The sequence below is a fragment of the Streptomyces sp. NPDC052079 genome (assembly GCF_040680275.1).
Lineage (GTDB): Bacteria > Actinomycetota > Actinomycetes > Streptomycetales > Streptomycetaceae > Streptomyces.
In genome coordinates this window covers 31,235-43,941 of the sequence record NZ_JBFAWL010000035.1, presented here as the reverse complement: position 1 = coordinate 43,941, position 12,707 = coordinate 31,235, and the positions used below count along the sequence as shown (strand labels likewise).

Annotated in this window: 11 protein-coding genes; 2 read left to right on the top strand and 9 right to left on the bottom strand. The window is 67.7% G+C overall.

Annotated elements, in window-relative coordinates; all coding sequences use genetic code 11:
• Nucleotides 1–175: 175 nt before the first annotated feature.
• Nucleotides 176–1,174: a hypothetical protein gene (locus tag AB0L56_RS30075; protein WP_365428892.1), complete on the top strand. Its 999-nt coding sequence runs from the start codon at nt 176–178 to the stop codon at nt 1,172–1,174.
• 569 nt (nt 1,175–1,743) lie between these two features.
• Complete coding sequence (locus AB0L56_RS30070; protein ID WP_365428890.1) at nt 1,744–2,808, top strand: hypothetical protein; 1,065 nt, start codon at nt 1,744–1,746, stop codon at nt 2,806–2,808.
• A gap of 1,161 nt (nt 2,809–3,969) precedes the next feature.
• Here the strand turns inward: AB0L56_RS30070 and AB0L56_RS30065 are convergent.
• From AB0L56_RS30065 to AB0L56_RS30025, 9 genes are all read right to left on the bottom strand, one after another.
• A complete protein-coding gene (locus tag AB0L56_RS30065; RefSeq protein WP_365428887.1) occupies nt 3,970–4,356 on the bottom strand; it encodes a TraR/DksA C4-type zinc finger protein in 387 nt (128 codons plus the stop codon).
• 59 nt (nt 4,357–4,415) lie between these two features.
• On the bottom strand, nt 4,416–5,486 hold the full coding sequence (locus AB0L56_RS30060) for an NADH:flavin oxidoreductase/NADH oxidase (RefSeq protein WP_365428884.1): 1,071 nt from the start codon (nt 5,484–5,486) through the stop codon (nt 4,416–4,418).
• 335 nt (nt 5,487–5,821) lie between these two features.
• Nucleotides 5,822–6,247 carry a tyrosine-type recombinase/integrase gene (locus AB0L56_RS30055; RefSeq protein ID WP_365428881.1) on the bottom strand — a complete coding sequence of 142 codons (426 nt, stop codon included), beginning with the start codon at nt 6,245–6,247 and terminating at the stop codon, nt 5,822–5,824.
• Nucleotides 6,248–6,373: 126 nt separating this feature from the next.
• Nucleotides 6,374–7,483, bottom strand: a complete 1,110-nt coding sequence (locus AB0L56_RS30050) for a S8 family peptidase (RefSeq protein ID WP_365428878.1) — start codon at nt 7,481–7,483, stop codon at nt 6,374–6,376.
• Nucleotides 7,484–7,682: 199 nt separating this feature from the next.
• Nucleotides 7,683–8,483 (bottom strand): hypothetical protein, encoded by an 801-nt coding sequence (locus AB0L56_RS30045; protein WP_365428875.1) that lies wholly within the window; start codon nt 8,481–8,483, stop codon nt 7,683–7,685.
• A 24-nt stretch (nt 8,484–8,507) separates the two neighbouring features.
• Nucleotides 8,508–9,062 (bottom strand): hypothetical protein, encoded by a 555-nt coding sequence (locus AB0L56_RS30040; protein WP_365428872.1) that lies wholly within the window; start codon nt 9,060–9,062, stop codon nt 8,508–8,510.
• Nucleotides 9,029–10,309, bottom strand: coding sequence for an MlaD family protein (locus AB0L56_RS30035; protein WP_365428869.1), 1,281 nt, complete (start codon nt 10,307–10,309; stop codon nt 9,029–9,031). Before AB0L56_RS30035 ends, AB0L56_RS30040 begins: the two co-directional genes overlap by 34 nt.
• Nucleotides 10,306–11,604, bottom strand: a complete 1,299-nt coding sequence (locus tag AB0L56_RS30030) for an MCE family protein (protein ID WP_365428866.1) — start codon at nt 11,602–11,604, stop codon at nt 10,306–10,308. Before AB0L56_RS30030 ends, AB0L56_RS30035 begins: the two co-directional genes overlap by 4 nt.
• Nucleotides 11,601–12,704, bottom strand: a complete 1,104-nt coding sequence (locus tag AB0L56_RS30025; protein WP_365428904.1) for an MCE family protein — start codon at nt 12,702–12,704, stop codon at nt 11,601–11,603. The genes AB0L56_RS30030 and AB0L56_RS30025 overlap by 4 nt, the downstream gene beginning before the upstream one ends.
• Between the last annotated feature and the right edge of the window lie 3 nt (nt 12,705–12,707).

The following is a 12,707-nucleotide window of genomic DNA, read 5'->3' as shown; positions in this document are numbered from 1 at the left end:
AGACGACACTCGGGCCGCCAGCCTGCCCAACCTCCATCACCAGCAACAAGATGGGCCACCGACTCCGTCGGCGGCCCATCAAGAAAGATCGAGGTCAATGCGCCGGGTGCTGCCAGGGTTGGGCGACCGCCTCCTGGGGAGTTCTCGTAACGTCTCGGGTCTGGGGAGGTAGGTTATGAACATTCTTGCCGGGCTAATCATTGCGCTGCCGCCGGTCGTGGGTGCCTTACAAATTGACCTTTGGCGTCGACTGAAGGTCATCCGAGCATCACTCGCCACTTACACATGCGGGGCAGTCATGCTGAGCCCCTACTCTGCATGGATCGCCCATGGCCTCAATGTATGGCACTCAGACGCTGCCTTGGCTCTCTCCTTGCCCGTGATGTACGGCGGCTACTACGCCGCTCACCACTCGAGCAAAAGAGACGTTTGGAGGGATCAAGAGCGGCGCAATGTTGAAGCATCAAAAACCCTGAAGCGAATTGAGGCGGGAGAGCCTCATGCAGCTATCACTCTGTACCTTCGGGCTTTCATGACAGAGGATCGATTTTCTGCGCAACCTCTGCTGCGTGGCGTAAGTTTAGCGTCCCCCAATGACCATCTTGATCTGGAAGAGCTGCTACGGCGAGCGCTATATCCCCAATCCCAGCTCGTGGGCGTTGGAAATCGGGGTGCGATGAGCGGATCAGCCCAGGTACGGGCGCAGAGTGCGGACTGGAAGAAGCTCGTCGACCTGCTGATTCGCGAAGCCGAACTCATCGTCATCGTCCCCTCTGCCCAACCGGGAACCTTTTGGGAACTGCAGCGGATTCGCCATCACAGAAAGCTGCATAAAACTATCCTCATCATGCCCGAGCACTATGCAAAATCTCCACGCATGGAGTATGCAGAAAATCAATACTTCGGAAAGCCATGCATTCGGCGAACGAATCCTGGGACGCACATTTTGAATCATGAGCATGAATGGCTGAGAGTCACGATCGAGGCAGCAAAAGTTGGAGTCCGCCTACCGCAATACCAACGAGCAGGAGCAGCTTTTACCCTTGGAGAAGATGGGGGCGTCTCTAAGCTACTGCCTTTGAATATCATTCCGCACGCCCGCCGAAAGCGGAGGCTGCAATGGCTGATCGCAGAGCTGGGAATGTTGCCTTTTGGTAACAGCAGCGACCGCTAGCCGAAGGTGAAAAACTCAACGGGTAGCCGAAATTCCAGGACGGTGGTCAGGCCCCAGTGGACTATCCGTGGACGGGGCCCGGCCGACTATGTGGCTGTAGGCCCTTTGACCAGCAACATTGCCCGAAAGCCGAGGCCCTCCGCAGCCGTGTACGCGGATGCCGCACACCGCCCATGAGGCAGGAACGATCGGCGCGACCTACCGCCAGATCAGCTCATCTACAAGGTTGGTCTTGCCCAACGTACGAGCGCCCTCCCGGGCCGTCCTCGGGCCGTGGAAAGGCGCTCAACGATGACCAACGCCGACAGCTACCGACAGCTCAGCAGCAGGTCAGGACGTTGATCGATAAGGCGGCCGCAGGTCACGGCCGCCGGTGATCAGTTGTGGCTGTGCAGCACCTCAGTCCAATCCGGCCACCGGCATCGCACTCTCGCGTCTTCGGGCGAGGGCCAAGGCTGCCCCCCAGTGCCGGCGCTTGCCACCCTCATTGAGACTCCGCCGACGGTGTGGTCACCTGTCAGGCCGGGCAATGTGAGAGCACGTTGTAGGCCGGACTAGCGGGAGCTGCCATGGTGAAGAGAAGCGACTTTGAGTGGCTGGAAGACCGACCCGACTGGATAAAGAATGCCTACAGACTCAAGCTGGAGGTGGAATACCGTCGGACTCACGGAACCTCATTCCAGCTCCTATTTGATCGAGTGATGCGGTCGATCCACGGTGACGACTACATCGCCACAGCTACCTACGGGAATGAAGGCGACCTCGGATGTGACGGATTCCTTAGGTCGCGGAGTCTTTTCTTTGCCGTCTACTCGCCGAGTCCCTATTTCAAGCTCACCGAAGCCCGCAACAAAATGAAGGCAGACTTTGCCCGCTTCGAAGAATGTTGGCAGATACCGAAGCAGGTGAAGCAGTGGACTTTCGTTCTCAACTATCCCGGAGTGCACCCTTCTTTGCTGGCGCTTGCTCAGGAACTTGAAGAACGTCACCCCGAACTAGCGGTCACAGTCTGGAGCCGATACGACCTCACCCAACAGTTCCTGATATTCGCCCGAATCGATTTACTGCTACCTGAGTTCGGCTCAGTCGAGCAGAAGGTACAGGAATTAGCCCCTTTGAACTTTGTGCCGGAGGACACAGCCCTACCGAGCGAGGAGGCCACGCTCACCTACCGGCGTCTATCAGCCCGAATCACATGCCAAAAGGCCGATTACGACGAGTTGACGAACGAATGGTTAGATCAGCTCAGCCAGGACCCAATGCGCTGGATGATGGTGCACTGTCAGTTCCTCGTAGGTGCCATGGCTTCAGTTGGCATGGTGGGTTCCTTTGCCATCGAAGACCCACCCTTGCGACGGCTCAAATTTGAGACGCCAGTCGCGGACTTCGCCTGGCGAAAGTATTTCAAAACTGCATGGGGCGTGCCCGCCTCCCTCATCTTCCAGGAAGACTATAAAGGGGAATATCCGCCTATCGGTGACGACGTCGACATGCTTATTGGTGTTTGCCTTGTTCAAGACGCGCTCACCTTGGCAACTATTCGCCTGCATTCGCGCATAACAGGACTATGGGAAAATGAGATCCTTGAAGAGGTGTGGTCATATGTGACGGAAATTAAGATCCATCCGGAGTGAATTCGCAGCTGCCTGGCGGAATTGCGTTATGAGCAGGCGATCGGATGCTGATCCCGAGGCGAGAGAGCGTGGCCTCGCAGCCCGCCTTTCTGAGTGCTTCTGACATCCACGGCTGACATCAACGACGCCGAACGGGGACGTACACCAACGTCCCTGTCCGTCCGTCGCGCCAGGCGCCGACAGCAGCTGTAGCAGGCTCGGATCGAACTCCTAAAGCGGGTGTCGCAGGTTCGAATCCTGCCGGGGGCACAAAGAGAAGGGTCGGCTCAGGAGGGATTCCCTCCCAAGCTGGCCCTTCGGCGTTCCAGGCGCCGTGCCACACGCGTGCCACTACGCCGCACCACCCAGGCGTCTATGTACGGACGGAAGACGCGCAGCAGATCGCCTGCGGCGAACTCATGTCGAGTACCGGATGGACTGCAGGAACTCGCCGGATCTGTCATCGAGCACCCAAAACGACCAGCCGTTACGGTTTGGTTGACGTCCGGCTTGTAGTGCGCCACCGCTGCCCGAGCCGGTCCAGTTGGCGTCCTGAAGCTTTGTCCGGCGAGCGGCCCCCACGTGATGTCGATCCGCTTCGTGTCCCGATCATGGGTACCACGGGTGCGATGACCTTCGTAGTCGACGTACACGCCGACCTTGCGCCCCGTCTCCGCCTCCTTGCTCGTGACGGCCGACGCAGAGGACTGCACACTCGCGGTCCTCACCAGCCGGGTGGGCGAGAGAGGGCACCTCCCACCCCGGTCCTTCACAGATCAGGTGTTGTGGCCATGTACTGACGCTACCGCTGTTCGAGGTCTCCCCCGGCGCTCCCGGGAGCACTCCTCCACCGCCCCGGATCATGGCCCCGAGCCGGCCTGCGACAGCCCGGTCACGGTCGCTGGACATGGGCTGGTGGATCAGCGCGGCCCGCGAGTTGCTGTGGCCCATCCGTGTCTGCAGATGAGGGTGCAGGCGGTGCTCATGTAAGCGAGGAGGTGGTCGGCCTTGCGCTCGTAGCGGCGGTGCGGTCTGCGGTATCCGATGAGCCAGGCCGTGTCTTCTCCTGGTCAGGCCGGGTGAAAGGTCAGATGATGAACGGCCGCCGGCGGAGGAACTCGGCATCTACCCGCACGCCGAGTTGGGGCAGGACGATATGTCGCGTCCTCGACTGTGCACCCTTCAACGAGCTACGGACGCGCAGCGCACGCAGGTTTTCGCCGCCGGGCGAACTTCGAGGCGCTCCGTCGGGATCGGCTCACCGCATTGCTCGCAGCGCCCGTAGTCGCCTCTCTCCAGCCGTTCCAGGGCGCGATCGAGATCGTTCAGATGCTCGTGCGCCTGGGACAGCAGGGCGGCGACGTGCGCCCGCTCGAAGGCCGTACTCGCGCCCTCCGGGTCGTGCTCGTCGTCAATGGCCACCAGTGCGTTCGCCTCGACGATCGCTTGGTACTCACGGCTAAGGGCGGATATCTGCTGCAGCGTCCCGACACGGTCGGCCGCGAGCAGCGCCCGCATCGACTCGCCCTGGGGCGCGGCGAAAGCGGCATTGGTGAATTCATCGCTCATATCAGAAGGAAACCTCATAGTCTTGCGCCGAATTCCCGGGTGCTCGGGCGACGACGGCTTCAGCGGTGACGTGGGCGGCCACGCTGGTACTGCTTCGGCCACGGGACGTCGTCACCGAGCACGTGGGCCGCGCGGAGAGGCCAGGTCGGGTTGCGCAGCAGTTCGCGCGCGAGCATGATCGCGTCGGCCGAGCGATCCACGAGGATCTGGTCGGCCTGCTCCGGTGCGGTGATCAGGCCGACCGCGGAGACGGGCAGGGCCGCGCCCTCGCGGACGGTTCGGGCGAAGGGCACCTGGTAGCCGGGCTCCACTTCGATACGGGCGTTGTGGACGAGCCCGCCGCTGGTGATGTCCACCAGATCGACGCCGTGGGCCACCAGATGCCGCGACAGCTCGACCGTCTCCTCCGGGGTCCAGCCGCCGTCGGCCCAGTCCGTGGCCGAGAAGCGTACGAACAGCGGGCGGTCTTCCGGCCACTGCGCCCGTACGGCGTCGGTGACCTGGACCAGGAAACGGCTGCGCCCGTCGAGATCGCCTCCGTACTCGTCGCTGCGGTGGTTGGACAGCGGTGACAGGAACTGGTGCAGCAGATAGCCGTGCGCAGCGTGGATCTCCAGGACCTCGAAGCCACCGGACAGCGCCCGCGCGGCGGCCTCGCCGAAGGCCCGGACCAGAGCGCGGATGTCGTCCGCGCCGAGCTCCCGCGGGGCCGGCCAGTCGCCGAATGGCAGCGGTGACGGTGCGACCGTCTGCCATCCTCCGGCCTCCGGTTCGACGTACACGTCACCCTCCCAGGGCGGTGCCGTCGACGCCTTGCGGCCGGCATGGGAGATCTGGATGCCGGCGATGGCTCCCTGCCCGTGGACGAAGTCGGTGATCCGCTTGTACGCGGCGGCCTGCCCGTCATCCCAGATGCCGGCGTCGGAAGGGCTGATCCGGCCCTCGGGTTCCACTGCCGTGGCCTCCTGCATGACCAGGCCGGAGCCGCCTCGTGCCAAGGAGCCGAGATGGACCAGATGCCAGTCCTGCGGATAGCCGTCGACCGAGCTGTACTGGCACATGGGGGCCACCCAGGCCCGGTTCGGGAAGGTCGTACGACGGAGGGTGAGCGGCGAGAAGAGACGGCTCATCGGAGGCCTCGCAGGAGGGATGTGGAAGGCCGGGTGCCCCGCAGCCGTCGAGCCGTGACGACCTGGGTTCCTGCGGGGCGCCCCGCACGTGCACCCCCGAGTACCCCGGCCGCTCGTGGCACACACCACCGGCCAGGCGGGCTCACCCGCGCGGTGTCCGGGCACGTGGCGGTCCCGGGCCGTGGTCGCGTGCGCACCTGGGTCGTCATCCTGATCGCCCACAGCTGTCGCCACAAGCGTCGACCATTGCATGAGCCCCCTGAGGTTCTGCCGGACTGGTTCTCCCTCCCCGCCTGCAGTACAGCATCGGCTGTCATAGGACTTGGCGCCGCCGGTTAACCGCTCTTCGAGACCTGGTCCAGGCGGTCCGGGAAGAGGTGCCCGTACGTGTCCAGGGTCAGCGTCGCGGGCTTGTGGCCCAGCATCGTCTGTACGACATTGACGTCCGCGCCGCCGGCGATGGCGAGCGAGGCTGCCGTGTGCCTCAGCTTGTGCGGGGTGACCTTGAGGTGCCCCAGCCCGGCCTTCACGACCGCCGGCGCGAAGAACCGCTGACGGAAGTTGCGTGCCCGTAGCGGTCCACCCTGCGGGGCCGTGAAGAGCAACTGCTCGCCTCCCCGTCCCTCAGTTTGTGGTCCGCCATGGTCCGCAGGAGCGCGGCGGAGAGCGCCCCGAGCCGCTGCGCGGAAGCGGTCGCTCCGGCCGCTCGCCGGGTGAGCCCGATCTGGCGATGCTGTGTCGGGCGTACCAGGGCCTCGCACTCGCCGGTCAGGGCAGGATCGGAGGGCTGTCGGGCCGTACCGAGCGCTGGGAGCCCGTGGAAGGCCAGGTGGCCACCCGGGATACCCGGGTGGCCGACCCACGCACTCGATGGAGAGCGATCCGGTTCAGCGCTTCTCCGTACCGCTCTTCCCGCCCTTGCCGGCGGCAGCGCCTGCGTACTTCACGGCGGCAGCAGCGTCCGCGATGCCCCAGCCGTAGGCCGGCGAGTAGACGCCCGTCATCCCGGTGCCCGGCTGGCGCGCCGTGTCGAGCAGTGCGTCCTCGACGTTGGCCAGCGTCCGGCCCTGTGCGAAAAGCAGGGCGGCGACACCCGCTACGTGCGGCGTGGCCATGGACGTGCCGGCGTAGTAGTCGTAGTCCTTCTGGCCGCAGGACGCGGATCCGGTGCCGACCGGCACGGTGGACACGATGTCGTCCCTGCACGAGGTCAGTCCCGCGCCCCCTGGAGCGGCGACGGCCTTCAGGTCGAGCTTGTTCGGCAGTTCGGAGAACCAGCTCTTCAGCTCGTTGCGGTCGGTCGAAGCCACACAGATGGCGCCGGGCTCCCACGCCGGGCTGTTGCAGACCCCGGTGGCCGAGTTCCCGGCGGCGGCGATGACCGAGGCGCCCTGGGCGTTGGCATACTTGATCGCTTCGGTCACCGACGACTCCAGGCCGGTGAGGGTGATGACCTGCGTTCCCGCGAGCCCGCCGAGACTCATGTTGATCACGTCGGCGCCATGGTCCACCGACCACCGTATGCCGGCGGCGATGTCCTCGAAGGTGCCGCTGCCTTCCTCGAGCACCTTGACCGGCATGATCTTGGCGTTCGGCGCGACTCCGGCGACACCGGTGCCGTTGTTGGCGACGGCGGCCACGATGCCGGCGACGTGGGTGCCGTGCTCGTCGCCATTGTTCTGTCCGTCCGGACCGCGGAAGTCACCGTTGCCGCACGGCTGGCCCGTCGTGGCGCAGCCGGTGAACGTGGCGCCGGCCACCAGGTTGCTCTCGAGATCGGGGTGGGCCAGGTCCACCCCGGTGTCGACGACGGCGACGACAGCACCCCTACCGGTGCTGGTGGCCCAGGCCTGTTCGGCGTGGACCTGGTTCAGGCCCCACTGGTCGCCGCTCAGCGGGTCATTGGTGCCGGCATGCGCGAGGCCTGCCGATGTGCTCAACAGGGCGGCGGCGCCGATGAGTGACGCGACCACGGCAAACTTGCTGCTGCGATACATGTGTTCCTCTCCTGGGTGACGGCCTGGACGGGGTACTCAGCCGGCATGCTGCGCGGTAAGGGTGAACTGGTAGTCGGCGCCGTACAGGTAGAGCAGTCCGACGTACGTCGCGTCTGGGGCGATCACGGGCGCCGGTGACCACTGCCCCCACGAAAAACTGCCGCCGCGCGACTGCCCGAGGGCGGTTACGGAGGCCTGGTCAGAGGGCGTCGACGCCGCTCACCTTCCACCCCTGCGAGGTGCGACTGAGCGTCATCCGGACCCGGTTCAGATCCAGGCGTGGCCCGGTGACCTGGGTACTCACCGTGACCTGGTTGACGAAGAGCAGCACCACGACCCGGTCCGGCGCGGCGGACACGACAGAGGCCGCCGGAGCCCCGCCGCCGGGCGGCTCCACGACCGTCGCCTTCACCACCCCCCGGTACTTCGCCGCGGTCGGGGCGACCACGGTCTTCGTGGTTCTGCGGTACTCCTCCCGGAAGTCCCCGGTCAGGTGGGCGAGGGCACGGGAGAAGTCCCGCTCCAGATGACGGTGGTCGTACGACAGCACCACCGGCGCCGCCTTCCGCGCGGCGGCCAGCGCCTCGCCCCGCGCCGCGTCGGCCCGCCGGGCATCGCGGTACTGCAGGCCGAGCACGGCCACCGCGACCAGGCCGGCGACGAGAACCAGCGCCAGGAGCGCGCCGTACAGCCCCCGCCACGACCGCGCCCACTTCTTCGGCCGTTTCCCGGCTTCCCCGGCCGGCTCGAGGTCGTCCTCGGGGGTATCCGACGACGGCTCGGGCGGGTCGTCCCAGCCGGCGGGAGGCTCGATCACCAGGGTGCGCCCGGAGATCCGCTCCGGCGGCGGGACATCGGCGCGGGCCTCGGCCCCTGCCGGTTCCGTCCGCCGCGGACGTGCCGTGCGCTCGGTGCGTCTGGCCGCCGCGCGGGCGGCGGCGGCAAGGGTGCGGCGGGCCGGGGCGCCTGCGCCGCGCGCTCGGGTGGGCGGGTTGCTCATGGTCCTGCTCCTCGGTGTCGCGGGTCAGCCGACGAACTCGACGTCGGAGGTCAGCCAGCGCCCGTCCCGGCGCACCAGGTCGAGTTGCAGCCGGTAGGTGCGCGCCTCGCCCTTGGGCACGGCGGTGTTGGTCACCTCGCTGTCGGCGACCACCAGCACCCGGGCCGAGCGCGCGTCGGACCGCACGATGCCCGCTTCGAGGACCTGCCCCTCGGACACGGACTTGTTCTGCTCGACCAGCTTCGTCAGCTCCTCCGTCTGCGCGGCGAACTCCTCGCGGAAGTCGCCCGTGGCGCCCCTGAGCACGTTGGTGCTGTCCCGTTCGTAGTGCCGGTAGTCGAGCGAGGTGAAGTTCAGCGCGGACTGGCGGGCCGCGGCCAGCACGTCCTGGCGCCGCTGCTCGGCCTCCCGCTGTCCCAGCACCTCGAAGGTGAGCCAGAGCGCCGACCCGGTGGTAAGTACGGTCGCCACGACCAGCCCCGCCGCCACCGCCCTGGAACGCCCCGCCCGCGCGAGGCGTCGCGCCCCCGCGCGTATCCGCCCGCTCATGCTCGTGCCATCGGTCCGACGAGCAGCCATTGCCACGACTCCTTTCCGTACATGCTCTGTTCACCGCCGGTCGAGCCGATCTCGACCGTCTTGCCGTCCGATCCGGTAGCGATGCCGGTCGCCGGGTCGTACGGGGCGACGTGCGCCGCCGGCTCCGTGCCGCCCGGACGGGACGCCGGGCCGGGGGCGTTCTGTGCACCGCGCACCGAGGTCTCACTGCCGCGCGGCTCGGCACAGCGGGCGCCGGTGTTCGCCTCACGGGTGCTCGTGTCGGCGGGGTCGCGCCGCCGGGTGTCGTACCCCCGGGTGCACGGCGGCGGGTCGTCGGCGCCCACAACCATCCCGAAGTGGGTGGTGCCGTCCCCGGGAATGACCGTGTAACTGCCCGTCACCACCAGGGGGAACGTCACCAGTGCCTGCTCCACACCGGGCAGCCGCGCCACGGTGACCCGGCCACCGCTGATGAGGTTGGCGAGCAGCACCGGCACGCTCGACTCGGTCGACTTCAGCAGCGAGTTGATCTCGACGGCGGCCGGGGTCGCGTTCCCGATCAGCCGGCGCAGATCCCCGTCGCTCGACTTGAGCTGCTCCGTCAGCGCCGCCAGGTCGCGGGAGAACGCCTTGATGGCCGAGCCCTGGTCGGCCTGCGTCTTGAGCACCGTGCGCGAGTCCTCGATCAGCGCGACCGTCTCCGGCAGGGCGTCGGACGCCGACTCGACGAGCGCGTTGCCCGAGTCGACCAGCTTTCCCAGGTGCGGTCCGGTGCCGGCGAACGCCTGGCCCAACTCGTCGACGGTGGTGCGCAGATCGTCCTTGCCGACCGAGTTCACCAGCCGGTCGAGACTGCCCACCAGGTCCGTGGTGGGCAGCGTCACCCGGGTGCGCTCGCGCGGGATCGTGGCGCCGTCGAGCAGATACGGCCCGCCGTCGCGGCGGGGCTGGAGGTCGACGTACTGCTCGCCGACCGCCGAGCGGTTCGCCACCACGGCCAGTGTGCCGGCGGGGATGCGGGGCGCCCCGTCGTCGATCTCCAGCGTCACCGACACCCCGTCGCCGGTCAGCCGCAGCGGGCCCACCCGGCCCACCGGCACACCCCGGTAGGTGACCTCGGCGCCCGGGAAGATCCCGCCGGAGCCCGCGAATTGGGCCCGGACGGTGTACCCCCGGTCGAGGAGGGCGTCCGCGAGCCCCGTGTACTCGGTGCCCACGTACGACACTCCGACCGCGGTGACGGTGGCGAACGCGAGCAGCTGGGCCCTGACCGTCCTGGTGATCACGGCAGCATCCCCTTCAGCATCAGCTCGGCCAGCGCCAGGTCGGTCCCCGGCGGGAGGCGGCGGGAGTCCCCGCCGCCGAAGCCGGCGGTGCACACCGGCGGGCACAGCGGGCCGCCCTCCCGGGGCGGCGCCGGCGAGGTGGGCGCGTCGGGCAGACCGGGGACGGACGGCTCGGGCAGCGGAACGTCCGGCACCTCCGGTATGTCGGGCAGGTCCGGCAGCTCGGGGGCGTCCGGCGTGCCGGGCGGCCGCGGCCCGCCCTCGTCCTCACCGGGCTCGTCGGTGAGGTTGCCGTAGATGCTCGACAGGTCGAGGTCGGCGGTGATCTGAAGGTTGACGTAGTCGCCCTTGACGGCGTCCGCGGCGTTGCGCGGGAACGGGTACGTGGTCAGCAGTTCGAGGGAGTTGGGCAGGTCGTCGCCCGCCTTGTTCAACTGCTGGAGGATCGGACGGAGCCGCTTCAGATTGGCGACGGTGTCGTCGTGGGAGGCGTTGACCACCCGTGTGCCCGTCGTGCCGAGCTTCGACAGGGCCGTGAGCATCTTCGTCAGGTCGCGGCGCTGGTCGGCGAGGACCTTCAGTGCCGGCGGCATGGTGTCGACCGCCTCGGCGATGGTCTTCTTCTCCTTGCCGAGCCGTTTGGCCAGCCGATCGATGCCCTTGAGCGCGCGGACGATCTCCTTGCGCTGTCCGTCCAGGCCCCCGAGGAACGTGTCGAGTTCCTTCAGCAGGGACTTGACCCGGTTCTCGCGGCCCCCCAACGCCTTGTTCAGCTCGATGGTGATCGTCTTCAGCTGCGCCACCCCGCCGCCGTTCAGCAACGCGGACAGCGCGGACAGCACCTCCTCGATCTCCGGGTTGCGGCCGCTGCGGGACAGCGGGATGCGGTCCCCGTCGGCGAGACGTCCAACGGGGGCGGCGCCGGCGGGCGCGGACAGCGCCACGTACTTCTCGCCGAGCATGCTGGTCTGCCCCAGCTCGGCGACCGCGTTGGCGGGCAGCTCCACCGAGTCCGCGACCCGCAGCCGCACCCGGGCGTGCCAGCCGTCCAGTTCGACCTTCTCCACCGCGCCCACGGTCACGTCATTGACCTTCACGGCGGACTGCGGCACCAGGTCCAGCACATCCCGGAACTCGACGGTGACATGGAAGGCGGCGCCGTCGGCGGCGGCCCCGCCGGGCAGCGGCACGTCGTACAAGCCGTTGAACTCGCAGCCGGACAACAGCAAACTGGCCGCCGCCGCCCAGGCGAACGCGCCGGTCCCGCGGCGCCCGTTCGTGCGTCGTGCGCTCATGCGCCGGCCTCCAGGATGCCGCCGAGGGTGCGGTCGACCGAGCCGGGCACGGCCGGTGCCCGAGGCGGTTCGGGCAGGGAGTCGAAGAGCCGCTTCAGCTCCCGGCAGTCGGGGTTCTCGCCGCCCTCGTCCCCAGTCGTGCGCAGCAGGGAGCACAGCAGGGCGGCCGGGTCCTGCGGGTGGTCGGGGTTGTTGCGGGTGTCGAGGGTGCCGGACGACGCGTTGTAGGCGTTCTGCAGATTGGACAGGCCGGTCGGGGCGACCTCCAGCAGTTCCTCCAGGGCGGCCCGCTGGGTGACCAGCACTTTGGTCACCTTGCTCAGCCCTTTCACGTTCGACGTCAGGGAATTCTTGTTCTTCTTGACGAAGTCGGACACGTCGCCGAGGGCCCAACCGAGGTTCTTGAGCGCCGCCGCCAGATCCTCGCGCTCCCCGGCGAGCTGCTCCGCGACCTCGGCGAGGCTGGTGTTGAACGCCCGCACCTCCTTGTCGTCGGCGGCCAGCGCGGCGGTGAACACCTGGAGGTTGCGCACGGTGCCGAACAGATCGCCCCGGTGGTCGGACAGCGTGCCGGCCGCCGCCGAGAGGTCCTTCACCATGCCGTGCAGATTCCCGCCCTGACCCTCGAGGTTGTCGGCGCTCACCCCGAGCAGACGGGACAGCGAGCCGTCCTTGTTGGCCCCCTCCGGTCCGAGCGCCTCGGCCGTGGTGTGCAGGCTGTCGAAGACCCGGTCGAGCTCGACGGGGACGGCCGTGCGCGACTCGGGGATGACATCGCCGTTCCGCAGCGCCGGTCCCTTCCGGTACACCGGCAGCAGTTGCACGTAACGGTCGCTGACCACCGAGGAGTTGATGATCGCGGCCCGGGCGTCCGCCGGAACCCGGCGGTCCTCCTCGTACTCCAGCTCCACCCGGACCCGGCCGCCCTCGGGCACGATCTCCTTGACCTCGCCGATCCGGACGCCCAGGACCCGGACGTCGGAACCGGGGTAGATGCCGACGGTGCGCGGGAAGTACGCCGTGACGCGCACCGTCCCGGGGCGCGGCCACAGCACGTAGGTGAGCGCGGCGACCAGGGCCAGGGCGGTGACCAGCGCGATGCG

Bases quoted from the DNA above. Each gene is read 5' to 3' on its own strand.
- AB0L56_RS30075 (WP_365428892.1), top strand. From the start codon at position 176: ATGAACATTCTTGCCGGGCTAATCATTGCGCTGCCGCCGGTCGTGGGT.
- AB0L56_RS30070 (WP_365428890.1), top strand. From the start codon at position 1,744: ATGGTGAAGAGAAGCGACTTTGAGTGGCTGGAAGACCGACCCGACTGG.
- AB0L56_RS30065 (WP_365428887.1), bottom strand. From the start codon at position 4,356: ATGAGCGATGAATTCACCAATGCCGCTTTCGCCGCGCCCCAGGGCGAG.
- AB0L56_RS30060 (WP_365428884.1), bottom strand. From the start codon at position 5,486: ATGAGCCGTCTCTTCTCGCCGCTCACCCTCCGTCGTACGACCTTCCCG.
- AB0L56_RS30050 (WP_365428878.1), bottom strand. From the start codon at position 7,483: ATGTATCGCAGCAGCAAGTTTGCCGTGGTCGCGTCACTCATCGGCGCC.
- AB0L56_RS30045 (WP_365428875.1), bottom strand. From the start codon at position 8,483: ATGAGCAACCCGCCCACCCGAGCGCGCGGCGCAGGCGCCCCGGCCCGC.
- AB0L56_RS30040 (WP_365428872.1), bottom strand. From the start codon at position 9,062: ATGGCTGCTCGTCGGACCGATGGCACGAGCATGAGCGGGCGGATACGC.
- AB0L56_RS30030 (WP_365428866.1), bottom strand. From the start codon at position 11,604: ATGAGCGCACGACGCACGAACGGGCGCCGCGGGACCGGCGCGTTCGCC.